We start from the raw sequence: 23,784 nt of genomic DNA, 5'->3' as shown, positions 1-23,784 counted from the left end.
TCAAACATTTTTTATTGGTTACTGCGTGATCATACCTAAAGCGGTGTCACCAATGCCCACTAACTTATCATTTTTAAATACAAGTGGCGTACATTCATCTTTTGTTGTTTTTGAATCTGAATGCTTGCTATGCGTTACATAAAAAAGTACTTGGTATACATCATCATCTTTTTTTAATAGCTCAGTGAAATTAGGCGTTTTTAATTGCGTTAAAACAGACTGATAGCTGCTATCCATTTTTAGCTCTGATATAACTTCACGATTATTTTTATGCTGTGCTTGCCAGCTTGATGAGTTTTTCCCTGCCCAATGAGTCTCAGCTTCGCCATCTGACACGGCAATAACACAGCCTGTTAAAAATGGAGCGATTAAAGCGGCTGCTAAAAGTGATTTTTTCATTTTTATTTACCTTAATAAGATTTTTAATTGGTTATTAACTGTATTAAAGCAAAGAGTAGACCATATTTATAAACTGTTATTAATCAGTTTGTTAAGTGAGTTAAGCTGTTTTTATCTAATAAAATATTAAATATATTAGTAAAAACAGCCATTTTTTAGCTTATTTGATTACTACAATAAAATGATTAAACCAAGCGGTTGCGTGATTCACCTTTAGTAAATGCCGCAATATTTAAACTTACTTCATTAATTAAACGCACAATAGATTCAGTACTTGCCCATGCAATATGTGGAGTAAGTAATAAGTTATTGCCTGTGTAATTAGCAAGTGGATTTGAAGCTTCAGCAGGTTCTTTAGTTAGTACATCAACACCGGCTCCAGCAATTAGATTTTGCTCAAGCGCTGTTGCTAAGTCGGCTTCGTTAATAATACCACCACGTGCTGTATTAATAATTATAGCGCTTGGCTTCATCATTTTAAGCTCATTAAGTGCAATTAAATCACGTGTTTCATCTGTAAGCGGGCAGTGTACGCTGATTATATCGGCTGTTTTAATGACGTCTTCAAAAGGCGTACGACCATCACGACATTTAACCCCTTTGCGCTCTGCAACAATAACATTAGCGCCAAATGCCTCAGCCACTTTAGCAACGCCTTTGCCTAGTGTACCGCCGCCTATAATGGCAAATGTTTTACCTTGTAAGTCGTTAAAGCTGTAATCGAGTATGCAAAACATTTCACTTTTTTGCCATGCGCCTTGCTGGCAATCTGCCTGATAGCGGTGGGTGTTACCCAGTAAGTTAGTAATTAAAGAAAACGTATGTTGAACAACTGAAGGGGTTGAGTAGCCAGCTACATTAGTTACGGCAATACCAAATTCTTTAGCGGCTTCTAAATCAACATTATTAGTACCGGTTGCACTTACGCAAATTAATTTCAGCTGTGTTAGCTGACTAATCGTATCGCGATTCAAAACTGCTTTATTAGTGATTAATACATCAGCGCCTTGGCAATGCTCAATAACTTGCTCTGGGCTGGTAAGTTCATAAGTCGTTAATTTACCAAGTTGTTCTATACACGAAAGAGATGTTTTAGCTAACGTTGCGTTATCAAGAATAGTAATGTTCATTATGAGCCCTAAAATAAGTGGATCTGAAAGAGTTAAAATCGTAAAAAAGAGGCTTACGATCCATCAAAAATCTAAAATATAGGCTTAAGGTACTACGAAAGAAAGGCTTTGTTAATGGTATTACTACCAAATGATTAGAGGGCTATGTAGTAGTGGTCTGCCCACTAGCAGATTGAGAACATGGTATTTTGCTAGACTGATCAGTTTTATTGCACTAATAAGCAAGCCTATGGTCATAGAAGGTAATTAAACTCGGTATTAAAGCAAGTTGCTAAAAATAAAAATCGTTTTTTTGGTTATTTCGCATTTTAGATTGGCTGAGTTATAATCGGATATAGACATAAACGGTGCGCTTTAGCGTGCCGTTTTTTAACATTGTAGATGTAGTAATGAGTGAATTAGAAGATAAATACGCAGATATACGCCCATACAACGACGACGAAGTTGCGGCGTCGCTTACACGTTTGATTAACGATGATGCGTTTATTGATGTAATAGCAAAGTATAATTTACCGCGCTTTTTATCGGCAGTGCCTTTTATTGCACGTCCAATGGTAAGAAATCAGTTACGCAAAAAATGGGGCAAAGTAAGCACCGTTGAAGATGTGCAAAATGAAGTGGCGCAATACTTAGATAAACTAGTGAAGCGCACCACATCAAAAGTTACCTTTTCTGGGCTAGAGCAGTTAGACGCTAATCAGGCCTATTTATTTATTTCAAACCACAGAGACATAGTGCTTGATCCTGCATTAGTTAATTGGGGTTTATATCAGCATAAAATGAAAACAGTGCGTATTGCTATTGGCGATAATTTATTGCAAATACCTTACATTACTGAGCTGATGCGTTTAAATAAAAGTTTCATTGTTAAGCGCTCTGCTAAAGCACCAAAAGAAATGTTAAAAGCATTAACCCAGTTATCGTCATATATCTATGACTCTTTAATCGGTGGAAATTCTATTTGGATTGCACAAAAAGAAGGGCGTGCAAAAGACGGTTTTGATCAAACAGATCCTGCCCTTTTAAAAATGTTGCAATTAAATGGACGTAAACAAAAGAAAGAATTTGGCGATTATATTAAAGAGTTAAAAATAGTGCCTGTTTCTATTTCTTATCAATATGAACCGTGTGCAATTGCTAAGGCTAAAGAGCTTTATCATAAACAGCATCATGGTGAATATATTAAGTCAGCGGGTGAAGATATTGCCAGTATTGTTGAAGGTTTTAGTTCAGCTAAAGGGCATGTGCATTTAGCATTTGGACAACCAATCGAATCTAAATGTGATAGTGCTGAAGAGCTTGCTAAAACAATTGATAGGCAAATTGTAGATTCGTTTTATTTGCACCCAGGTAATTACATTGCTGGTGGCTGTAAAGAGGCGGTAATAGACTCTCCAGATACAGCGACGTTTGAACAGCGTTTAGCCTGTGTACCAGAAGAGTTAAAACCGTTAGTGCTGGCCATGTACGCTAAGCCATTTCACCGTAAAACAGAGATAAATACCAATAGCTGTGAGTATTAATAATCCCAGCGCAACAAAACTAAGCAGCAATTAAATTGCTGCTTTTTTTTTGCTCAAAAATAACGCTATACTAATACCTCCTCTTCAACTGGGCGGTACTTATGCATGCAACAAATTGAAATATTTGATATTCCAAGTCCTTGCAAAAGTATTTGCTTCGTTAACAACAGAGGGTATTGCAAAGGGTGTTATCGTAGTCGGGATGAGCGCTTTTCGTGGAATACCTTATCGAACGACCAAAAAAAGAAGGTGCTTAGTTTGTGCCAGCAGCGCTACAAGCGCTACCTTCAAAAAAAGCAGCAAAATGCAGTGCCAAGCACGCAGGCGCAGCAGCAAGGGTTCGACTTTTAAAAGCTCAATCCATATTTGGCTCTTAGTGCGTACACAGTGCCATTGTTAGCTAAATTAATTAATGACGTTTTAAGCTTTTCTACTAAGTTTTCATTACGTTTATTTAAATAATGATAAAGCGGATAAGTACTCAATACTTCTTTTACAAAACAGCCTTGAGGTGATGGGAGCTCATTGTTTTGCATTATAAAGTTAATCATTAGAGCTCCCTGTACTTTTTTCTGAGCAAGCAAATTAAGTTGGGTATTCATGCTTTTAACTTTAATAATATTCCCTGCAAACTGTGTGCTTGCTAAATAATGTTCTTGCACAGGGTAGCCATCAACGATTGCGACGCTATCGAGCTGTTCTAAACTGTTAGGTAAACAGTTTTTATATAATACTAAGTCAAACTTAAATAGCTCATAATCGACTCTAATTAAGTTTTCGTAATTTTCTTCAATGCTTGCATCTCTTCCTAACTGGCCATCAAGTACGCCATTATTTGCAGCGAGCAAAGCATTTTGGTGACTAAAATCGATTATATGTATTTTAAAACCGATATCTGCGTATGCTAACTTTAATAGCTCTAAGGCATAATCAGCTTGAGGTGTACTTTGCGGACGATTAAAAGTGAGGTTGTATTGATGACTAAAACAAGAGGCACTAAAAAATAAATTTACCAATAATAACAAGATACTAAAATGTCTATTCATTATCAGTTCCAATTACTACAGAAATAAATAAAATAAGACGCGTATAATAACAAGGAGATTACCTCTTGCCCAGTTTAGAGGGGGAATCAAATAATCTTAAAAGTGAATGAGGAAGTATTGTGAGTTTTAATTTATGCCTATTACCACGTGAAGAAAAATATCAAATTCAGTTAGATTATGAAGCGTCTTTTTGGGCGTATCAAATTAAGCGTAATAAAAAAACGAGAGAGCAAGTTTACAACACAATCCACAGCCGCCCAATGGCAGAGCAAATGGTTTTGAAACAAAAGTTTGAACAGTATTTAGCGCTAATGCTTAGCTAAATATCGATATAAAAATGTATAAAGTTGAAGTGTTAAATGAACTAAAAACCCCACTTGTGAATAAATTTTACAAAAAGCACAGCGTAAGAGGGCGTGCTAATAAACAAGATAAGGTATGGGTTACTTACTATAATAATGAAATAGTGGCAGCATGTAGGTTACAAGATAAAACAGAGTTTTTATTTTTATCTACCATGTTTGTTGCGCTGGAACATCGCGGTAAAGGGATTGCAAAACAATTGCTTTCAACACTCTTAAAGTCGCAAAATAGAGAGATAAAGACCTTCGCATATGAAAACGTAGCTGATTTATATTGTGCTATTGGTTTTAACCAGGTGTTAACATATACTCTTGCTTTACAAGTACTTTTTGATACTTACAAACATCGAAATATAGTCGCTCTAGAGTACCCATAATAATAAATAATAATATGGAATAAGCATGAGTAAATGCGTTAATGGGATCATTAGTTGCTTTGTAGTTTTAATAACTATTCTAAGTTGCCAAGTAGGGGCACAAGTAAAACGTTTATCTCCAAGCGAAGGCTTATCGCAAAGCTACGTTAATACAATGCTTATAGACACTAACGGTTACCTTTGGCTTTCGACAGAGGCCGGGCTTAATCGTTATGATGGCTATCAAGTTATTCCAATAAATGGCCCTAATGGTGAGTTAGAAGAGGCGATCATCGATCGTATTTACCAAGACCCTCAAGGACATATTTGGATTGCCTCGTTACTTGCAGGCCTATTTAGGTACGACCCCGTAACAGATTCATATCAGCAATTCCTAGAAAAACCTACCAGTGAAGAAGAAATTATCAATCAGTCTGTTTTTAGTATGGTGGCCGTTGATAAAAAAACACTTTGGATTGGGCGAGGCCGCGATTTTGCAAAGCTTGATATAGCAACCGGAAAAATAACAACTATTTTTGAGCTGCCTGCTAAATATAAAAATACCCTTGTGAGAAAGCTGTTTGCCTACAATGGTTATATATTTATAGGTACAAGCCATGGTGCATACGTATTTGATATTGCCACAGAGCAAGTTAGACCTCTACAGCACTTAAAAGGTGAAGCTGAGCATATTTACCAAAATAATGTAAAGTCTTTCGCATTAGGTGAAAATAAACAGTTGTTAGTCGGGGCGGTACAAGGCTTATACGAAGTTGATATTAGTAACTTATCAAAAATGTTTGAACGCCCAGATATACCTTTTAAAAGTAAAGTATTACTAAGTGACTTAAATGTTTGGAGCATAGTAAACGAACACGGAACAATAGATTTAGCTACCGACAAAGGCTTGTTTAAATTTGATTTAAACACAAAAGAGATGATTAAAAACACTCGAATAGCCCAAAGTAAGTACACACTTGCTGATACCAGTATTATTGATATGGCTAAAGATAAATCGGGTGGTACGTGGGTTGCGACTAAAACCGACGGTGCGTTTTACTTATCTCACGACAGCTATCATTTTAATAATGTCGATGGCACTTTGCTCGGGGGGATGGTTTATCGCATCACTCTATCTGGGGGATTACCGAATATAAAGATAAGCTTTGGCTTGCAACGCATAACGGTATTACCGAGGTTGATTTAAAAACAAATATTGGTAAAGCTTATTTAAAAGACTACAAAGTCGACTTACTCACCACTGAGTTTACCGTATATGAAATAACGCCCTATAAAGATAATTTATGGCTTTATACAAACCGTGGTTTATTTATTTTTGACCCTGTAACGCATCAAGTTAGCGAACCTAAAGTGCATAATCCTGCTGATCAAGAGCTAATTACTGGTAGAGTGCATGGCGTTACACTAATGCCAAATGGCGATCTATACTTTGTACACTCAGATCATGGGGTATTTATATACAATATAGATTCTCAAGTAATAACGCGTTTGGGTGGCCAGTTTGATCAGTTTGAACCCTTTTTAGCTCATGGCTTTTTACCTGCGCTGAGCAATAAACCAGATTCACCATTATTTTTTAATGCCGGTATTTTATATCAAGTAAACCCAAGTGATTTAGCACTTAAAATGATTTACAAAGTGCCAAAACAGCACGAAAACGTAGCCATTAGCGTGCTTTCTTATTTAATTGATAACAACAATATATTGTGGATATCACTTTCTAATTTTGGCTTGATAGGCCTTGACGCATCTACTTATCAATTAGTACATACAATCGATTTAGAGAAGAATAAATTAGGCACATTGCTTTACGATATGGTGCTAGATGATGATGGCATGATCTGGATGAGTAGCCATAAAGGCATTTGGCGATTAAACCCAGAAACACTTCATTTTCAACAATTTTCTACGTCAGAAGGGCTACTCTCTGCTGAGTTTAATAGTAACGCCATGGCACAGCTCAAAGATGGCCATATTGCGTATGGTAGCTTAAAAGGTTTTACTTATTTTCACCCAATGGAAAACCAAAATTACCAATCACTTATTGATCACGTAAATATTACGCGAGTTGATTTAATGTCACGAGATCTATCGCTTGATTTAAAACAGCCGCTCAACGAAGTTGTGTTAAATCATGATGATATTGGGCTTGAAGTGGCATTTTCGGCTATGGCATTTAGTAATCAAGAACGCATCATTTATGAGTATCAACTCGATAACGGACAAAAAAGTTATACTCGAAATAACAACCGCGTATTGTTTCCAAAATTGAATCCAGGTAATTACCAATTAAAAGTTTGGGCTAAAGACCCCCTGACTGGCGAATATACCTCGCCTGCTATTTTAAAAATAAAAGTAAAGTATCCGCTTTGGCGTGCACCTTATTTTATGGTGCTTTACGCCATGCTGTTTATTGGTTTTGTTGCTATGTGGGTTATGCGCCGTAATAAAATTCAGCGTATTTTATTGGCAGCAAATAAAGAAAGTAAAGAAAGCGAAGCGCGTTTAAAATTAGCGCTTGAAGGCAGCGAGTCGGGTGTTTGGGATTGGGAATCAAGTAATCCAAGTATTTACCAACCTCGCTTAGCGAGTGAGTTGGGCTACGAAAATGAAACCGTGAGCCTTGATGAATATTTATCTAAAATTCATCCGCAAGATAAACAATTATTTCGCTTAGAGTGGCTTGAGTTTTTATCTACCGATAAAGGTTACTTTAATTGCACCTACCGCCTGCGCCATGCAAAAGGTTATTGGCGCTGGTATAAGGATTTTGGAAAAGTCGTTGAGTGGGATGATAAAACTCCACAAAAAGTAGCGGGTACTTATACTAATATGACCCGTGAAATGGTGTTTGAAGAACATGCTTTACTATTTACGGCAGCATTTGAGCAAACACGTGATTGGGTGTTTATACTCGATAAAAACTTAAATATTCGGGCTTCTAATAAATCACTGCAAACCGCCTTTAACTTCTCCGCAGAGTCGTTATCTAGTCGGACTTTAAATTTAGGTATATCGCGCAGCAATCGTTTTGATTATTTACGCATTATGCAAAAGCTATCTGTTGGAGAGCATTTTTCGTGTGAAGACAGTGTGGTTTTAGCTAATGGTGAATCGCGTCATGTACTTGTGAAAATAAGTGCAGTGGCCGATAACGAGCAGCGCCTTAATAGCTATGTCATTATTTTAACCGATATAAACGCACAAAAATCAGCTGAAAACGAACTGCACTTATTGGCCAACTACGATGCCTTAACTGGGCTGCCAAATCGTACATTATTTAATGACCGCGTTGAACACGCCCTTGAACAAGCAAAACTGCATGGATGCAAAGTGGCTTTGTTACATATCAATATTAAACGTTTTAAATACTTTAATGACTCATTAGGGCACGAAGCGGCTGATGAGCTAATTAAAGAAGTTGCTGAGCGCTTAAAGTGCTCTTTGCGACCATCGGATAGTGTTGCGCGATTTGGTGGCGATGAGTTTGTTGTGCTAGTAGAAGATATTCATCAGATAGAGCAAGTACTTATAATATGCACTAAGTTAATGGATTGCGTGAATCAAAATATTGCGATTAATGGTCAAGTTGTAAACGTTAATTTAAGTATTGGTGTGTCGATATCGCCAGATGACGCAGAGCAAGGCCCCGCACTTTTAAAAGCTGCGAGCATAGCGTTATATCATGCAAAAGACTCTTTAGAAGGGCGCTACCAGTTTTATAAGCAAGAGATGAATCAGCATGTTCAAAGAGCGCTGCATCTTGAATCTCAGCTTACTAGAGCGTATCAAGAAGAAGAGTTTTGTAATTATTATCAGCCTATTATTAATGCTAAGAGCCAAAAAACAGAAGGTTTTGAAGTACTGCTGCGTTGGCCCGAAAATAAACTAGTACAAACTCAAGAGTTTTCGCTGGCTGCAGAGGGGATAGGCTTAATTACAAAAATTATGCTGCAGACCTTTGCGCGCGCTTTATTGGAGTTAAAACAATGGCGAAAAGCCTCACCTAACCTGTATTTATCTATTAACTTATCGGCACTAGATTTTGAGTTTAAAGAACTCGTACCTGAAATTAAAAAAGCGTTAAATAATTCAGGTGTATCATCTGAGGCAATTGTTTTTGAAATAACCGAATCAATATTAATGCGTGATTCAAAAGAAGCGCTGCACAGCATGGAACAGCTTAAAAAGTTGGGTTGTAGATTGTACATGGATGATTTTGGTACAGGTTACGCATCGCTTACTTATTTAAAGCGTTTCCCTATTGATGTACTTAAAATAGATAGAAGCTTTGTACAAGACATAGGCATAGATTCTGATGATGAGGCCATTATCCAATCAACACTCGCGCTTGCAGATAGTTTAGGCAAAGAGTGTGTCGCTGAAGGCGTAGAAAGCTCGCATCAACTTGCTTTTTTAAAGGCGAGAGGGTGCAAGCATTTCCAAGGGTATTTATTTAGTAAACCGGTACCTAATACCGAAGTACTCGCGCTTATTAATCGCGATTGGAGTGATATATTTAATTAATAATAGCAGTACTTATTTAGGGCCTTTTACCGCAGTGTCTGCAAAACAAATGGCTGTTATGCTCATTTAACTGCGTTTTAATGGCCTTATTAGCTTCAAGTTTACTCAAGCCTAGCTTATGGCGTAGCTCTTCTAGGTGTACTTGTTGGGTGTCATTAAGTGTGCCATCTTGAATTGACTCGTGCACAGCGTCTTCAAAAAACTGACGGCGTTTACGTATCTGTTCTGAAAAACTAGATGCCAGTAACCCGGTAGGAATAGCGACCATACCCATGCTCAGTAGTGTGATAACGCCACCGAAAAACTTACCCAATGGCGTTATAGGTACTACATCGCCATAACCAACGGTCGTTAGTGTTGCCATTGCCCACCACATAGCCGCAGGAATAGAGCCAAATTTATCGGGTTGTATATCGTGCTCAATTAAATAAATTCCGCATGAAGCTAAAATAAGCACAACGGCCATTATAAAAAAAGCAGCCATTAATGAACTACCTTCATCGTTAAAGGCTTTTAAAAGTAGCTGCATGGCGCGTGAGTAGCGAGTGAGTTTAAATACTCTTAATAATCTGAGTATGCGTAAAAAACGTAAATCGAGAGGAAATAAAAACATCATTAAGCTTGGCAAAATCGCTATTAAGTCGATTAACGCCAGTGGTGATAAAAAATACTTTAATCTGCGTTTACTGTTCGAGCCTTCCATTGCTACATAGTGTGTTTTATCTACGCAAGCCCAAAGCCTGGCTAAGTACTCAATAGCAAAAATAGCGACCGAGACAATTTCTAAAACTAAGAATTCGTTGTAATACTGCTCTGCCACACTTGGGATTGACTCAATAACAATGGCTACAACGTTAATCATTATTATGCTAATGAGCGCAATATCAAGAATATGCCCTGAACGTTGATATTGACCTGTACCTTCAAACAGGCAAGCCATTTTTTGGCGTAACGTTTGCGGTTCATTCATTATTTAAGTTTAAGTACCATGTTAATACTGCCTTCTTCAAAGTCGCGACTAATTTTAAAACCTAGCTTACGGGCAAGTTCGATCATCCCTGTATTCTCTGGTAAGGTTATGCCTTCAATCGACTCCACACCTTGGCGTTTGCAGTGATTAATTGCAGCACTCATTAGTATACGACCAAGCCCTAAGCCTTGGCAGTCTGAGCGCACTACAATAGCAAACTCAGCATGTAGGTTATCGGGGTCCATAATGACGCGAGACACACCCAGTGTACGGGTTTTACCTTCAAAGCGTTGGCACACAATAAACGCCATTTCACGGTCGTAATCAATTTGCGTCATTTTAGCGAGTTGATCGTGGTTAAACTGTGGAAGCTCGCCAAAAAAGCGTTTATATCTGTCTTCTTTGTTAAGTGACTCGTCAAATACTTTATGAGCTTGTTCATCTTCTGGTTTTATCGGTCTGAGCGTAGCTTGAGTGTTGTTTTTAAGTGTTACCACTTCAACAAGTTCAATAGGGTAAGGACGAATAGATAAGCGCTTACGATTGCTCTGAGTTTGATAGCGGCTAAGTGTCATAGTGGCATCGAGCACTAAAAACTGTCCATTGCTGGCAAGTATAGGATTAAGTTCCATTGATCTTATATCGGGTTGATCAATAACTAACTGAGAAATACGCGTTAGCAGTGCACATAAACGATACTTATCAACCTTTTCTGGGAGTATGCGCTCCTTTAATACGCCTTTGTCGTGCGCTGCGGCAATTAAATACTTTGCCAAGTTCATATTCAGTGGAGGCAGAGCAACGGCGGCTTGTGCATATTCAAGGCCGGTGCCTGCTTCACCTAATAATATAACTGGGCCAAAATTAGGCTCGGTTTTAATTGCAATTCGCAGCTCATTTGCGCCTGCTCGCGGCGCCATTTTTTGTAATGAAAACCCTTCAATAACAGCATCCGGATAAGTGTTTTTAATACGGATAAGCATCGCAAAAGCAGTTTGTTCAACCTCGTTGGCGTCGTTTAAATTAAGCACCACCCCACCTACTTCAGACTTTGAAGCAATACTTGGACTAATCAGTTTTAATGCGACTGGAAAACCAAGCTCTATGGCTTGCTCTTTGGCTTCTGTTGGGGTGTAAGCGACCTCAGTTTGAATGCATTTAATACCATAGTGGTTCAATACTTGGCTTGCCTGATGAGTAGGTAAGTAGCTTTGTCCATCATCTAAAAACTCATTAATAAGGGTTCTAGCTGCCACCTTATTTATTTTAGCGTCATCAGTGTTCGACTCGGGTGTTTGCGTTAAATGCTTTTGGTTACGACGATACGTTACCAAGTGCATAAACGCGCCTACAGCCCCTTCGGGCGTACGATAAGTGGGTATTGCGTTGTTTGAGCACACTTTTCTGGCAGCGTAAGATGCGTCTTCACCCATAAAGTTAGTTATAACGTAAGGGCGTGCCATTTTAGGTAATGTTTGTAAGGTTTCTACAATAATGTTGGCGTAGTCTTCGCTGGGCGCAAGCGCTGAGGGAGTATGGATAATCAGTAAGTTTTTAACTTCTTTTGCGTGCAGTAAAATTTCTAATGCTTGCTTATAACGCGCAGGTGCTGAGTCGCCAAAAATATCCACAGGGTTTGAGGTGGTTTCTGATTGTGGAATGACTTTATTTAGTGCATTTCGGGTTTCAATGCTTAGCTCTGCTAATTTACCGGAGTTTTGAATTAGCTCATCAACAGCCATAACACCTGGGCCGCCGCCATTAGTTAAAATTGTCAGTTGTTCTACTTTTAATAATTTTGGATGCATGGCGAGTGTTTGTGTCGCTGCAAATAGCTCTCGTAAATCATTTACACGCAGCATACCCGCTCGTTGAAATAACGCATCGTAAACAGCGTCAGAGCTTTGCTTTCCGCCGGTGTGAATTTCGGCTGCAAGTGCGCCCGCAGTTGTTTTACCTGTTTTAATCGCAATTACAGGCTTACTAAAGGCCGCGGCTCTTGCTGCTGATATAAAACCACGAATATCTTCAATGTTATCTATGTAGAGTAAAATAGCTTTTGTTTTAGCATCACGACCTAAAAAGTCGAGTAGCTCATTGAAGTTTATATCAAGGCAATCGCCTACTGATACAAAATATGAAAAGCCAATTTCTTTGTTTTTAGCCCAATCTAAAATGGTTGAGCATACTGCTGCTGATTGCGATACAAATGCTATTTTACCTGGGCTTGCCACGGTATGTGAAAAGCTCGCATTTAAACCAATATGAGGGATCAGCAAGCCTAAGCAATTGGGTCCAAGCAAAGTAACTTGTTTGGCTTGAGCGCATGCTTTAAGCGCGCTTTTTTGTTCCCCAGATAGCCCATCGGCAATAACAATAGCCGTTTTACAGCCAAGCTCTCCAAGCTGCTCAATAATATCAATTAAGGTATTTTTGTTAGTACAAATAACAGCAAGGTCGGGTACTTTTGGTAAGTCAGCAATAGAGGGGTAAGCAAGTACGCCATGTACTGCGCTATGGCTTGGAGTAACGGGCATTATCGGCCCTTTAAAACCGCCTTGAAGTAAGTTGCGCATAACCACAAAACCAGCCCGAGTTGATACGTTAGAGGCGCCAATAACGGCCACTGAGCTTGGGTTAAAAAATTGGGTTATACGCTTAAGGCTCATGGTTTTTCCTAGGCTGATTAAATTTTGCGTTATTTATAGTCTCAATGTACCCTGTTTACTGTGTTATTTCGAGCGTCTCGATGCTTATTATTGATATCAATCAAGGAGATTATTGTGAATAAAACCCCCGGTTTTTACATTGTTATAGCGGCTATTTGTTTAAGTATAGGCTTAATTAGCTTAGGGTTTATTTTAAAAAGTACCGCTTTGAGTGTGAAAGGGATGGAACGTACTGTGCAGGTTAAGGGATTGGCCGAGCGAGAAGTAATAGCCGATACGGTAATTTGGCCTCTGCAATTTAGTGATGCCGACAATAATCTTGAAAAATTAGTAAGCCGGGTTGAGAAAAAAAATGATGCGGTAACTGCTTTTTTAAAACTCCATGGTTTTGACGACGATGAAATAACAATAGGTAGCCAGTCAGTTATTGATAAGCAAGCACGTGAATACAGCAATGAAAATCAACAATTTAGATACATAGTGCGCTCAAATATTATTGTTTATTCTGCTGCGCCAGATAAAGTGCAAAACGCGCTGAGTAAAGTAAGCCAGCTTGCTAAACAAGATATCGCAATAGTGCAAGATAGCTACGAAACAAAAGTTGAATACATCTTTACTGGCCTCAATGACGTAAAGCCTGCGATGGTGCAAGAAGCAACTGAAAAAGCGCGTGAAGTCGCTAATAAATTTGCAAAAGACTCTAATTCAAAATTAGGCAAAATAAAAACAGCTCGCCAAGGGCAATTTAGTATCAGTAATCGAGATTCAAACACACCGCAAATAAAAAATATAAGAGTGGTAACCAGTGTTGAATATTATTTAAATGATTAGGGCCTGTTGACCTTTCAGGATTAAAATTTGTTCAATCTAGGGGCCGATTTAATCGCGGCGTGAGGTTTGTAACCTAGCGGGCTAAGTAAAAACCGAGCAACAAAGAGTAAATTGCCCCTAGGCAGAACCCTTCGGGCAGCGCATGTTTGGCATTTATTCCACGTTATCGCCTATTAATGGGGAATAACCACACTGCATAGGCTCTGCCTTGCCTAAATACCAAACATACTGCTGCAAATTTAACCTCGAAAGATAAACAGGCCCTAGGAAATAATATGTCAGAGTCTAAATATGGTCAGTTTGTACTGGCGCCCCGTTCGTATTTTTTCACTGCTATAGCGAGCGTAGTATTTGCGTTTATAGGCTTTAGTTATAATGCATGGCGGATGGAGGCAAGTGAAGATAACAACAATACACGCATTGCTAGTTTTCAAATTTTACAAGAACTAGCCGAGCTTGAGCTTATTGTATTTGCGGCACATTACGATAATAACAAAATAGATGGCAGCCCCAGAAAAGGCTGGGTTAAAGTTAACTTAATTCATGACTTAAGCTACTTAGCCGTTGATGAAGTACATTTAAAAACAAAAGACTTACAAAAGGTCTGGCAAACAAATTGGCCAAATATGGTTGATCACCAAAGTGCTGCACAATCTATTACACATGCCATAGACAGTGTGCGTACAGAAGTTGTGAGTGAATTAAAGCGCCTTGATTAGGTGAGCAACTTGCGCCGTTGAGCGTTGCAAGTAAGCGGCGCTCAGTAAAATTGTGGTCTCGTTAACTTTTTGCCCTTTTATTACGTTGGCAAGCTGCTGTTTTGCGTTAGGGTTTTGTTTTTGCTCTATTTCCATTAATGCTAACAAAGCTGAAAATTCATGCTTTACCGGTGTGCTAGGTTTATTTGCATAGGCTATGTAGCAGGCAACCGGTGTTAAGCCATGAGAGTTGGGCTGCGCCAGCGCTTTAGCTAACTCATCATTTGATTCAAACAACATCAAAGAGCGCACATAGTTAAATGGCAGCTTTGTAGCATCGGCATGCTTAAACACATTGTGCAGTACGTTATTTCCTTGTGTATCTTGTACTAAAAAGCCTTTATTTACTTTCAGCGCAGGGGTAAAAAAGCTCAATGCGTCAATATTAGTGAGTTGATTAATAAATGGAGTAGGCGCTGTGTTAGAGCTTAATATCCGCGTTGCTATGTTTTGCATAAAGTCATACTTAACACTCAACCGTTGGGCGCTGTCATATAAATGGTTAAGCTGCAAAGTTTGCTGAGCAGGGCTTAACTGCTTAAAGTCGTTATCGAGCTCATTTAACTGTTGCTTTGAAATACGCGCATTAAGTAGTTGTATGCTTAAATCCATTATTATTTCCAAAAATCTTTTTTACTACTATAAAACAAAAAAGGCCGCAAATGCGACCTTTCATATTTAAAGCAATTGTTTAAATTGGTTTTAAGCTTTTTTGCTTGCTACCCATTCATTAACAAAGTTCTCTAGTACATTTAGTGGTACAGGACCATTTTTAAGTACTACGTCGTGGAACTGGCGAATATCAAACTTATCACCCAGTTGCTTTTTAGCATCTTCACGAAGCTCTAAAATCTTAAGCATACCCACTTTATAAGCCGTTGCTTGCGAAGGCATTACAATGTGACGCTCAACCATTTTAACACCGTCAGATGTTGCATTAGGCGTGTTATTTACGTAGTAATCAATACCTTCTTGACGAGTCCACTTCATCGCGTGAATACCCGTATCAACCACTAGACGACATGCGCGCCATAGCTCCATTGAAAGACGACCAAAATCTGAGTAAGGGTCTGAGTACATGCCCATTTCTTTAGGAATAAACTCTGAGTATAAACCCCAACCTTCAATATATGCTGTGTAGCCACCAAATTTACGGAACTTAGGAACGCCTTCTAGTTCTTGCGAAATAGCGATTTGCATGTGGTGACCCGGAATACCTTCGTGGTAAGCAAGTGCTTCCATTTGATATGTTGGCATAGCTTCCATGTCATAAAGGTTAGCGTAGTAAATACCTGGGCGTGAACCATCTGGAGCTGGCTGTTGGTAAAATGCTTTGCCCGCTGCTTTTTCACGGAATGCTTCAACTGCTTTTACTTTTAAATCAGCTTTTGGTTTAACAATGAATAACTCATCTAAGCGTGTTTTCATTGTATCAATAAGTCCAGTGGCTTCATCAAGGTAGCGTTGCTTACCTTGTGCATCATTAGGGTAGTAAAATTGTTTGTCAGTTTTCATAAACTGCATAAACGCTTTTAAGTCGCCTTTAAAGCCTACTTTATCTTTAATTTCACGCATTTCATCATGAATACGTGTCACTTCAGATAAACCAATTGCATGAATTTCTTTAGCCGTTAAATCTGTTGTTGTAGTGCGCTTAAGTGCGTTGTTATAAAATGCTTCACCATCTGGTAATTTCCATGCGCCATCGCGATCATCAGCACGTTTCTCAAGCTGCGCTAGGTAATTAATTAGCTTAGAGTAAGAGGGTTTAACAGCCGATTTTAATGCATCTGATGCATCGCTGATTAACGAGTCTTTTTCGTTTTGGTTAATTTCAAGCGCTGTTACTTTGCGTTTAAAGTCAGCAAGCAATGTAGAATCATCGCCTTTTTCGAATGGCGCACCGTGGATAATATTTTTGCTTGAATCAATAACATGCGGGAACACAAATTTAGGGGCTATGATGCCTTTTTCTGCACGTACAGTTAAATCAACGATAAGCTGATCAATAACACCAGTTACACCATTTAGGCGTGAAATGTAGTCTTTAGCTTCTTTTACATTACTAATTGAGTGCTGATTAATTAAAAACGCAGGGATCATAGAATGCGTACCAAACATTTGGTTCACAGGGTAATTATGGTAGCGCCATTTAAAGTCAGCAATTGAGCTTTCAAGATCCTGTTTTTTTAAGTCGTAGCTAACTTTTGTTGCATCATCTAATAGATCACGATTAATTGCTTTTAATGCAACTAGGTCAGCTTTTGTTTGTGCTAAATCTTTAAGCTTTCTTTCTTCGCTGCCATCGTCCCATTTATCGTAATCTTGCTTAATCCCCATGTATGTTTGATATACAGGGCTGCTCATTACATCGCGGTTAAATGTATCTTCAAAAAATGCATTGGCTTTGTCTACTTCACTTTGTTGTGATTGAACTGCTTGTGCAATAGGGGCTGAAGTAGATTGTTGTGTAGTTTGCTGGCAGCCAGCAAGTAGTGCAACGCTTACTGCGGCCGCAATAAAAGTGAGTTTACGCATTGTTTTCCCTTTTGTTGTTAGAAACCCATTAGGGTGATTTATATTTATTAGTTTTATATTGTTGTGCAGTGCCTTAGCGCTACACAAACAATTCTAGCAGGTCATTTAAAAAGCGATGACCTTTTAAGGTTACCTGCCAATGGCTGTCTGTTTGAGTCAATAAACCTTTATTTATTGCTTGGTTTAATGCACTTTGCTGACTTTGCTGCGGCAGTGTTGTTAGTTTATTAAAATCATTAATTGGGCAAGGCTCAACAAGGCGAAAGCGATTCATAAAAAATTCAAACGCTAAATCGTCTTGCTCTACATGCCAGCTTTTATACATATACGGTTTAATTAAATCCATATAGCCGCGTGGATGTTTAACCTTTTCGGTACGCGTTATAAGCCCTGTATTTGCATCAGTAACCTTACCATGTGCGCCGCAGCCAATACCGAGATAATCGCCAAAACGCCAATAATTTAAGTTATGTTGGCATTGATAGCCTGGTTTTGCATAGCCTGATATTTCGTATTGCACGTAACCTGCTTGCGCGAGTAACTCAACCCCTTGTTCTTGAATGTCCCACAGTGTTTCATCTTGTGGCAAGGTAGGGGGCTTTGAAGCAAACTGAGTATTGGGTTCAATAGTTAATTGATACCAAGATATATGCGGTGGATCGAGCGCTATTATTTGTTTTAAATCACTCAGAGCATCATCAAGTGTTTGCCCAGGTAAGCCATGCATTAAATCAAGATTAAAGCTATTTAAACCGGCTTCTGTAGCTTGTTGCGCGGCATAGTTTGCCTCGTCGCTGCCATGAATCCGACCAAGTGCTTTTAACTTGTCGTTTTGCATGCTTTGCACACCGATAGAAATACGGTTAATGCCTGCTTTTACGTAATCTTTAAAGCGACCTGTTTCTACTGTACCAGGGTTGGCTTCAAGGGTAATTTCGCAGTGTTCTTCAAGCCCAATTAGGTTGTCGACTTCATTTAATAATCGGGTATAAGCTGCACCAGTTAATAGGCTTGGCGTGCCGCCACCAATAAAAATACTGTGAATTTTACGCCCTTGCACTAAGTGCAAATCTGCTTTTAAGTCATCAATTAAGTGTTGAACATATTCAGCTTCAGGTATTTCACCTTTTTGTCCGTGGCTATTAAAATCGCAGTACGGGCATTTTTGCACGCACCAAGGCACATGCACATATAAGCTCAGTGGTGGAAGGTTCACAGGCCGCCTTTTTGCTGTAGTTCTAGTAATAACTTTTGCAGCGCTTGTCCGCGATGACTCACTGCATTTTTTTGCTCTTTTGTAAGCTCAGCACTCGTACAATTTTTCTCTGCTACAAAAAACACAGGATCGTAACCAAATCCACCGTTGCCATTTTGAGTGAGCGTAATTTCGCCCTCCCAACTAGCACTACAAATAAGCGGAGTAGGGTCGTCTGCGTGGCGCATTAACACCAGTACACACCAAAAGCGTGCACTGCGAATAGGGTTATCACCTAAATCAACGAGTAACTTATCAATGTTATCTTGATCGCTGGCACCTGGGCCTGCAAAACGGGCTGAGTAAACACCGGGTGCGCCATTTAGGCCATCGACTTCTAAACCTGAGTCATCGGCAATAGCTGGCATGCCGGTAATTTTAGCGGCATGGCGCGCTTTAATAATGGCATTTTCAACAAAGGTAGTGCCGGTTTCGGCAACTTCACCTACGTTAAAATCGCTCTGTGGAACTACATTAATATTCAAAGAGCTTAGCATGTTAGCTAGCTCTTTTACTTTGCCAGGATTACCTGTAGCAAGTACTAAAGTTTTGGTCATGTTATTAATCTACGTAAAATTTTTGCTGAAACTGTAATTTTTGAAATTGATTACTTTGTTGTATTTCAATCTCAAAGCGTAAAATCTCTTCGTTGGTGTAATCAACTTGGGCAAGGTAATAAATTGACTCACCTTCTTTTACTTCTTTAAAAGTAAGCGGTTGTTTGTTGCCAAGTAGGTTTTTAGCTGTGCCGGTAAGCTTTGCCGTTTGTGCTGTTTTATCGGCATCATTTTTTAATATAGAAATGTTTACAACCCCTTTGTAGCCACTGCGCTCAAGGTTGTACGCTTTTGCTATTTTTGGCTGAATAAAAGTAGAAGGAAAGGCGATGTAATGGACTTGCCAAGGGCCAAGCTCTTTGTATTGTGCGCCTTGCATTTCTTCGCTTTGCGCGTTAAATGCAAATGCTAAACAAGCAATAAAACAAAACTCAATTAAACGGTTCATTATGTATTCCTCAAAACATATAAAAAAGAGGCCTTTGGGCCTCTAATTAAAAAATCCATATTAGACTAAAAAATCCATAAGCAGCATTTGCAAAAACTGAATACCAATAATAAGCACTAAAACTGATAAATCTAAGCCACCCATTGATGGCAATATTTTACGAATTGGTTTTAGCATTGGTTCAGTAAGCTGGTGGAAAACCGCTTCTATAGGGTTATAGCCTTGGCTAACCCAACTTAAAATAGCGCGAATAATAAGTACCCAAAATACTAAATTAAGGCCTTCTTTTAGTACCGTTATAAGTGCTTGAATAAGCACAGGCTGTATTGCCCACGCATTATATATAACAAGCATTAAAGTACTAATTTTGGCTACAGCCACTATAAATGCCAGCAACAGAGATGCTAGATCAAGTCCGCCAAACCCCGGAATGATTTTACGCAGTGGTTTTACCGCAAACGAAGTGGCTTTAACCACAAACTGGCTCATTGGATTATAAAAGTCGGCTTTTGCCCACTGCAGCCAAAAGCGCAGTAATACCACCATTAAAAACAAATCAAACAGGGTACTGATTAAAAATTGCATGGCATTCATAGTGTAACCTTCAATAAAAAGTGGTTTTAAAGTTCTTTTTCCATTTGCTCTGCACGCGCAATACACGCATCCATTGCATCGCCAACGGTTTTAGTTAAGCCTTCATCTTTTAAGTGCTCAACAGCTGCGTGAGTAGTGCCGCCTTTAGATGTTACGTTTGAACGTAGTTGCGAAATACTAATATCAGGCTGGCTAAGTGCCATTTCGGCAGCGCCAAGGGCTGTTTGTTGTACTAGGCGACGAGCGTCTTCATCATTAAAGCCCAGCGCTTTGGCTTTTTCTTCTATGGCTTCCATAAATAAGAAAAAGTAAGCAGGTGATGAGCCGGTTACAGCAATAATATCATTAATTTGTGACTCTTTTTCCACCCATACAACAATGCCCGTGCATTCAAAAACTTGTTGTACAAATTCGTGTTCGCTTGGTGTTTCGCCCGCGCCATATAAACCTGATACTCCGCGACCTAATAAAGATGGTGTGTTTGGCATACAACGTACCATTTTAACGTCTTGGCCTAGCATTTCACGTAAACGTTTTACAGTTAAGCCCGCCGCAACAGAAATAAACAGTTTATCGCTAAAGTCTACGCCTGACTCTTGAAACGATTTACATAAATCGCCCATCATTTGTGGTTTAACAGACAAAACAATTACATCAGCATCGCGCAGGGCTTCGTTATTGTCACTGGTGGTTTGCACCTTGAAATCAAATGCTACCTTTTCAAGCTTTTCTTGGTTGCGGTTAGTCGCAATTATGTTACTTGCGTTAAAGCCGTTTTTTACCATGCCACCAATAATGGCGTAGCTCATATTACCTGTGCCTATAAATGCGATTTTTTTATCTGACATAAATCTGTTATCACCTTTTAAGTTCGTGTTCCAAAAATGTCTGTGCCGATCCTTACCATGGTTGAGCCTGCGCTAATGGCAGCTTCAACATCGTTACTCATACCCATCGACAAAGTATCTACTTGAGGATATTGGGTCTTTAGTTTATCAAAGCAAGTTTGTAATTGCTCAAAAGATTGAATTTGCGTATCCAGTTTGTCGCTTTTAGCGGGAATTGCCATTAAACCTCGAAGTGTTAAGTGCTCACATTGGTTAATATAATCGGCAAGTTCATCTATTTCATCGCGGCGGCAACCTGACTTTGCTTCCTCATTACTTATATTTACTTGAATAAGTATATTAAGAGGTGGTTTATCGTCTGGGCGCTGTGAATCTAATCGCTTTGCTATTTTAATGCGATCAACACTTTGCACCCAATCAAAGTTAGCAGCTACTAATGCACTTTTATTTGATTGAATAGGGCCAATGAAATGCCAAATGATGTCGCTATATGACTGTAGTTGAGCTATTTTATCTATAGCCTCTTGAACATAAGATTCACCAAATTCGCGCTGACCATGCTCATAAGCTGCAATAATATCTTCGCTTGGTTTAGTTTTAGACACTGCTAGTAGAGTAACTTCGTTAGTGTTTCGCTGTGTGTTTTTTGCCGCGTCTGCAATTCTAGCGTAGGCGGATGTGAGTCGTTCTGCTATTGTAACCATATATTTATCAGTTAGTTGTGGAGTCATAAATGGATATTACCGAATTATTAGCGTTTAGTGTGCAACACAAAGCATCCGATTTACATTTATCGTCGGGTGTTTCACCTATGATACGCGTAGACGGTGATGTTCGCCGCATTAATATACCAGCCCTTGCAGACAAAGACGTAAACAGTCTGGTTTACGATATTATGAACGATAATCAACGCAAGGACTACGAACAAAATCTCGAAGTGGATTTTTCGTTTGAAGTGCCTAATTTAGCACGTTTTCGTGTGAATGCATTTAACTCTAATCGCGGGCCTGCTGCGGTATTTCGTACCATACCAAGTGAAGTGTTAACGCTTGATGATTTAGGCGCACCAGATATTTTTAAAACAATCTCTGATACCCCACGTGGACTCGTGTTAGTAACAGGGCCAACGGGTTCTGGTAAATCAACAACACTTGCCGCTATGGTCGACTATATAAATCAAAATAAACATCACCATATTCTAACAATAGAAGATCCAATCGAGTTTGTTCACGATAATAAATTAAGTTTAATTAACCAACGCGAAGTTCACCGCGATACACATAGCTTTTCAAACGCGCTACGTAGTGCATTGCGTGAAGACCCTGATGTAATACTTGTGGGTGAGTTACGTGATTTAGAAACAATTCGTCTTGCAATGACCGCTGCCGAAACGGGTCACTTAGTGTTTGGCACGCTACATACAACATCTGCACCAAAAACTATTGACCGTATTATTGATGTATTCCCAGGTGAAGAAAAAGCTATGGTGCGCTCAATGTTATCTGAATCTTTACGTGCGGTAATTTCACAAACACTGCTTAAAAAAATTGGTGGTGGGCGAGTTGCAGCACACGAAATTATGATTGCAGTTCCTGCTATTCGTAACTTAATTCGTGAAGATAAAATTGCACAAATGTATTCGTCTATTCAAACCGGTGCGTCTGTGGGCATGCAAACAATGGATCAGTGTTTAACTAATTTAGTTAATCACGGTATTGTTACAAATGCGGCAGCGAAAGAAAAAGCGCAAGACAAAACACAATTTGGTGGGTAAGAAATTATTATGGCTTTATCTTTAAACGACTTTTTACTCATAATGATTGAGAAAAAGGGTTCTGACCTATTTGTATCGAGTCAGTTACCTGTAAGTGCAAAAATAAACGGTGAACTAACAGCTCTCAGTGACGATAGACTGACTGATGAGCAATCGCTTGAGTTAGTAGAATCTGCAATGAGCGAAAAGCAAAAAGCAGAGTTTCATACAACGAAAGAATGTAACTTTGCGATTGCTACCGACGAAGGGCGTTTTCGTATTTCTGCTTTTTGGCAGCGCGATAGAGCAGGTATGGTTATTCGCCGTATTGTGACGCAAATTCCTGATGTGAGTGATTTAGGTCTGCCGTCTACACTGACAGATGTAATTATGTCTAAACGCGGTCTTGTCTTATTTGTAGGTGGTACAGGTACGGGTAAGTCGACCTCACTAGCTGCACTTATTGGTTATCGAAACCGTAATCAACGAGGTCATATACTGACCATTGAAGATCCGATTGAATTTGTTCATGAGCATCGTAAAAGTATTATTACTCAGCGCGAAGTAGGGCTTGATACAGAAAGCTTTGAGTCGGCACTTAAAAGCTCATTACGCCAAGCTCCAGATGTTATTTTGATTGGTGAAATTCGATCGCAAGAAACCATGGAATACGCCCTAAGCTTTGCTGAAACCGGTCACCTATGTGTTGCGACACTACATGCTAATAATGCGAACCAAGCGATTGACCGTATTATGCATTTAGTACCAAAAGAAAAACACGATAAGCTTAAGTACGACTTAGCACTTAACTTACGCGCCATTGTTGCTCAGCAATTAGTACCGACTGCTGATGGTGAAAGCCGAGTTGCAGCTATTGAAATATTGCTTAACTCACCAATGGTCGCTGAACTGATTAAAAATGGTGATATTGGCGGAATTAAAGAGGCAATGGCTAAGTCGAAAGAAATGGGCATGCAAACCTTTGACCAAGCGTTATTTGAGTTGTACAGACAGCAGCGAATTAACTACGCTGATGCACTGCACCATGCTGACTCACCAAATGATTTACGCTTAATGATAAAACTGCGCAATAACGAACAACAAGGTGCGGGCTTTTTACAGGGCGTTACTATTGATGGCCTTGATGATAAAAATAGCGATCAATAATTTAAAAAGTAATTAATGAAAAAGCGCCAATT

At 39.1% G+C, this 23,784-nt stretch carries 21 protein-coding genes and 1 pseudogene; 9 read left to right on the top strand and 13 right to left on the bottom strand.

Going from position 1 to position 23,784, the window contains the following annotated elements; all coding sequences use genetic code 11:
• Positions 1 to 18: 18 nt before the first annotated feature.
• Both FFU37_RS13075 and FFU37_RS13070 read right to left on the bottom strand, forming a co-directional pair.
• Complete coding sequence (locus FFU37_RS13075; protein ID WP_024596200.1) at positions 19 to 399, bottom strand: DUF3192 domain-containing protein; 381 nt, start codon at positions 397 to 399, stop codon at positions 19 to 21.
• Positions 400 to 584: 185 nt separating this feature from the next.
• Complete coding sequence (locus FFU37_RS13070) at positions 585 to 1,529, bottom strand: D-2-hydroxyacid dehydrogenase (protein ID WP_039488305.1); 945 nt, start codon at positions 1,527 to 1,529, stop codon at positions 585 to 587.
• 389 nt (positions 1,530 to 1,918) lie between these two features.
• On the opposite strand from FFU37_RS13070, the gene FFU37_RS13065 reads away from it, so the two are divergent.
• Both FFU37_RS13065 and FFU37_RS13060 read left to right on the top strand, forming a co-directional pair.
• Positions 1,919 to 3,052 carry a 1-acyl-sn-glycerol-3-phosphate acyltransferase gene (locus FFU37_RS13065; RefSeq protein WP_138490038.1) on the top strand — a complete coding sequence of 378 codons (1,134 nt, stop codon included), beginning with the start codon at positions 1,919 to 1,921 and terminating at the stop codon, positions 3,050 to 3,052.
• A 105-nt stretch (positions 3,053 to 3,157) separates the two neighbouring features.
• Positions 3,158 to 3,403, top strand: coding sequence for a DUF1289 domain-containing protein (locus FFU37_RS13060; RefSeq protein WP_138489665.1), 246 nt, complete (start codon positions 3,158 to 3,160; stop codon positions 3,401 to 3,403).
• Here the strand turns inward: FFU37_RS13060 and FFU37_RS13055 are convergent.
• Positions 3,400 to 4,098 (bottom strand): substrate-binding periplasmic protein, encoded by a 699-nt coding sequence (locus tag FFU37_RS13055; RefSeq protein ID WP_138489664.1) that lies wholly within the window; start codon positions 4,096 to 4,098, stop codon positions 3,400 to 3,402. The genes FFU37_RS13060 and FFU37_RS13055 overlap by 4 nt on opposite strands.
• A gap of 119 nt (positions 4,099 to 4,217) precedes the next feature.
• Between FFU37_RS13055 and FFU37_RS13050 the strand changes: the two genes are divergently transcribed.
• The 3 genes and pseudogenes from FFU37_RS13050 to FFU37_RS13040 all read left to right on the top strand — a co-directional run bounded on the left by FFU37_RS13050 (position 4,218) and on the right by FFU37_RS13040 (position 9,364).
• The gene (locus FFU37_RS13050) at positions 4,218 to 4,421 is read left to right on the top strand and encodes a DUF3283 family protein (protein WP_002962585.1); all 204 of its coding nucleotides are present in this window, start codon (positions 4,218 to 4,220) and stop codon (positions 4,419 to 4,421) included.
• Positions 4,422 to 4,435: 14 nt separating this feature from the next.
• Positions 4,436 to 4,837, top strand: a complete 402-nt coding sequence (locus tag FFU37_RS13045; protein ID WP_024596205.1) for a GNAT family N-acetyltransferase — start codon at positions 4,436 to 4,438, stop codon at positions 4,835 to 4,837.
• A 25-nt stretch (positions 4,838 to 4,862) separates the two neighbouring features.
• A pseudogene (locus FFU37_RS13040) lies at positions 4,863 to 9,364 on the top strand (EAL domain-containing protein).
• Between the two features lie 16 nt (positions 9,365 to 9,380).
• Here the strand turns inward: FFU37_RS13040 and FFU37_RS13035 are convergent.
• Both FFU37_RS13035 and FFU37_RS13030 read right to left on the bottom strand, forming a co-directional pair.
• Complete coding sequence (locus FFU37_RS13035; RefSeq protein WP_138489663.1) at positions 9,381 to 10,334, bottom strand: ion transporter; 954 nt, start codon at positions 10,332 to 10,334, stop codon at positions 9,381 to 9,383.
• Positions 10,334 to 13,003 (bottom strand): bifunctional acetate--CoA ligase family protein/GNAT family N-acetyltransferase, encoded by a 2,670-nt coding sequence (locus FFU37_RS13030; protein ID WP_138489662.1) that lies wholly within the window; start codon positions 13,001 to 13,003, stop codon positions 10,334 to 10,336. Before FFU37_RS13030 ends, FFU37_RS13035 begins: the two co-directional genes overlap by 1 nt.
• A 114-nt stretch (positions 13,004 to 13,117) precedes the next feature.
• Between FFU37_RS13030 and FFU37_RS13025 the strand changes: the two genes are divergently transcribed.
• Together FFU37_RS13025 and FFU37_RS13020 are read left to right on the top strand one after the other, a co-directional pair.
• On the top strand, positions 13,118 to 13,834 hold the full coding sequence (locus FFU37_RS13025) for an SIMPL domain-containing protein (RefSeq protein WP_002962579.1): 717 nt from the start codon (positions 13,118 to 13,120) through the stop codon (positions 13,832 to 13,834).
• A gap of 275 nt (positions 13,835 to 14,109) precedes the next feature.
• Complete coding sequence (locus tag FFU37_RS13020) at positions 14,110 to 14,553, top strand: hypothetical protein (RefSeq protein ID WP_002962578.1); 444 nt, start codon at positions 14,110 to 14,112, stop codon at positions 14,551 to 14,553.
• Here the strand turns inward: FFU37_RS13020 and FFU37_RS13015 are convergent.
• From FFU37_RS13015 to FFU37_RS12980, 8 genes are all read right to left on the bottom strand, one after another.
• Complete coding sequence (locus FFU37_RS13015) at positions 14,536 to 15,204, bottom strand: hypothetical protein (RefSeq protein WP_138489661.1); 669 nt, start codon at positions 15,202 to 15,204, stop codon at positions 14,536 to 14,538. The genes FFU37_RS13020 and FFU37_RS13015 overlap by 18 nt on opposite strands.
• A gap of 90 nt (positions 15,205 to 15,294) precedes the next feature.
• Positions 15,295 to 17,130, bottom strand: coding sequence for a DUF885 domain-containing protein (locus FFU37_RS13010; protein WP_138489660.1), 1,836 nt, complete (start codon positions 17,128 to 17,130; stop codon positions 15,295 to 15,297).
• 79 nt (positions 17,131 to 17,209) lie between these two features.
• On the bottom strand, positions 17,210 to 18,346 hold the full coding sequence (gene hemW / locus FFU37_RS13005) for a radical SAM family heme chaperone HemW (protein WP_138489659.1): 1,137 nt from the start codon (positions 18,344 to 18,346) through the stop codon (positions 17,210 to 17,212).
• Positions 18,343 to 18,942, bottom strand: coding sequence for an XTP/dITP diphosphatase (locus FFU37_RS13000; RefSeq protein WP_002962573.1), 600 nt, complete (start codon positions 18,940 to 18,942; stop codon positions 18,343 to 18,345). The genes hemW and FFU37_RS13000 overlap by 4 nt, the downstream gene beginning before the upstream one ends.
• A gap of 4 nt (positions 18,943 to 18,946) precedes the next feature.
• Entirely contained in the window at positions 18,947 to 19,390 is a 444-nt protein-coding gene (locus tag FFU37_RS12995; protein WP_138489658.1) for a DUF4426 domain-containing protein, read from the bottom strand.
• Between the two features lie 60 nt (positions 19,391 to 19,450).
• A complete protein-coding gene (locus tag FFU37_RS12990; protein ID WP_002962568.1) occupies positions 19,451 to 19,984 on the bottom strand; it encodes a YggT family protein in 534 nt (177 codons plus the stop codon).
• Positions 19,985 to 20,010: 26 nt separating this feature from the next.
• Positions 20,011 to 20,832, bottom strand: a complete 822-nt coding sequence (gene proC / locus FFU37_RS12985) for a pyrroline-5-carboxylate reductase (RefSeq protein ID WP_039488316.1) — start codon at positions 20,830 to 20,832, stop codon at positions 20,011 to 20,013.
• 17 nt (positions 20,833 to 20,849) lie between these two features.
• Complete coding sequence (locus FFU37_RS12980) at positions 20,850 to 21,563, bottom strand: YggS family pyridoxal phosphate-dependent enzyme (RefSeq protein WP_002962566.1); 714 nt, start codon at positions 21,561 to 21,563, stop codon at positions 20,850 to 20,852.
• A 2-nt stretch (positions 21,564 to 21,565) separates the two neighbouring features.
• Between FFU37_RS12980 and FFU37_RS12975 the strand changes: the two genes are divergently transcribed.
• Both FFU37_RS12975 and FFU37_RS12970 read left to right on the top strand, forming a co-directional pair.
• Positions 21,566 to 22,606 carry a type IV pilus twitching motility protein PilT gene (locus tag FFU37_RS12975; protein ID WP_039488318.1) on the top strand — a complete coding sequence of 347 codons (1,041 nt, stop codon included), beginning with the start codon at positions 21,566 to 21,568 and terminating at the stop codon, positions 22,604 to 22,606.
• 9 nt (positions 22,607 to 22,615) lie between these two features.
• Positions 22,616 to 23,752 (top strand): PilT/PilU family type 4a pilus ATPase, encoded by a 1,137-nt coding sequence (locus tag FFU37_RS12970; RefSeq protein ID WP_024596219.1) that lies wholly within the window; start codon positions 22,616 to 22,618, stop codon positions 23,750 to 23,752.
• Positions 23,753 to 23,784 lie beyond the last annotated feature (32 nt).

The organism is Pseudoalteromonas distincta (assembly GCF_005877035.1).
GTDB classification, from domain to species: Bacteria; Pseudomonadota; Gammaproteobacteria; order Enterobacterales; family Alteromonadaceae; genus Pseudoalteromonas; species Pseudoalteromonas distincta.
The sequence above is the reverse complement of the archived record's forward strand: the minus strand, read 5'-3'. Positions and strand labels throughout refer to the sequence as shown.

What these genes read in the sequence shown, in the direction of transcription:
- FFU37_RS13075 (WP_024596200.1), bottom strand. Translation starts at nt 399, where the DNA reads ATGAAAAAATCACTTTTAGCAGCCGCTTTAATCGCTCCATTTTTAACA.
- FFU37_RS13070 (WP_039488305.1), bottom strand. Translation starts at nt 1,529, where the DNA reads ATGAACATTACTATTCTTGATAACGCAACGTTAGCTAAAACATCTCTT.
- FFU37_RS13065 (WP_138490038.1), top strand. Translation starts at nt 1,919, where the DNA reads ATGAGTGAATTAGAAGATAAATACGCAGATATACGCCCATACAACGAC.
- FFU37_RS13060 (WP_138489665.1), top strand. Translation starts at nt 3,158, where the DNA reads ATGCAACAAATTGAAATATTTGATATTCCAAGTCCTTGCAAAAGTATT.
- FFU37_RS13055 (WP_138489664.1), bottom strand. Translation starts at nt 4,098, where the DNA reads ATGAATAGACATTTTAGTATCTTGTTATTATTGGTAAATTTATTTTTT.
- FFU37_RS13045 (WP_024596205.1), top strand. Translation starts at nt 4,436, where the DNA reads ATGTATAAAGTTGAAGTGTTAAATGAACTAAAAACCCCACTTGTGAAT.
- FFU37_RS13035 (WP_138489663.1), bottom strand. Translation starts at nt 10,334, where the DNA reads ATGAATGAACCGCAAACGTTACGCCAAAAAATGGCTTGCCTGTTTGAA.
- FFU37_RS13030 (WP_138489662.1), bottom strand. Translation starts at nt 13,003, where the DNA reads ATGAGCCTTAAGCGTATAACCCAATTTTTTAACCCAAGCTCAGTGGCC.
- FFU37_RS13020 (WP_002962578.1), top strand. Translation starts at nt 14,110, where the DNA reads ATGTCAGAGTCTAAATATGGTCAGTTTGTACTGGCGCCCCGTTCGTAT.
- FFU37_RS13015 (WP_138489661.1), bottom strand. Translation starts at nt 15,204, where the DNA reads ATGGATTTAAGCATACAACTACTTAATGCGCGTATTTCAAAGCAACAG.
- FFU37_RS13010 (WP_138489660.1), bottom strand. Translation starts at nt 17,130, where the DNA reads ATGCGTAAACTCACTTTTATTGCGGCCGCAGTAAGCGTTGCACTACTT.
- FFU37_RS13000 (WP_002962573.1), bottom strand. Translation starts at nt 18,942, where the DNA reads ATGACCAAAACTTTAGTACTTGCTACAGGTAATCCTGGCAAAGTAAAA.
- FFU37_RS12995 (WP_138489658.1), bottom strand. Translation starts at nt 19,390, where the DNA reads ATGAACCGTTTAATTGAGTTTTGTTTTATTGCTTGTTTAGCATTTGCA.
- FFU37_RS12990 (WP_002962568.1), bottom strand. Translation starts at nt 19,984, where the DNA reads ATGAATGCCATGCAATTTTTAATCAGTACCCTGTTTGATTTGTTTTTA.
- proC (WP_039488316.1), bottom strand. Translation starts at nt 20,832, where the DNA reads ATGTCAGATAAAAAAATCGCATTTATAGGCACAGGTAATATGAGCTAC.
- FFU37_RS12980 (WP_002962566.1), bottom strand. Translation starts at nt 21,563, where the DNA reads ATGACTCCACAACTAACTGATAAATATATGGTTACAATAGCAGAACGA.
- FFU37_RS12975 (WP_039488318.1), top strand. Translation starts at nt 21,566, where the DNA reads ATGGATATTACCGAATTATTAGCGTTTAGTGTGCAACACAAAGCATCC.
- FFU37_RS12970 (WP_024596219.1), top strand. Translation starts at nt 22,616, where the DNA reads ATGGCTTTATCTTTAAACGACTTTTTACTCATAATGATTGAGAAAAAG.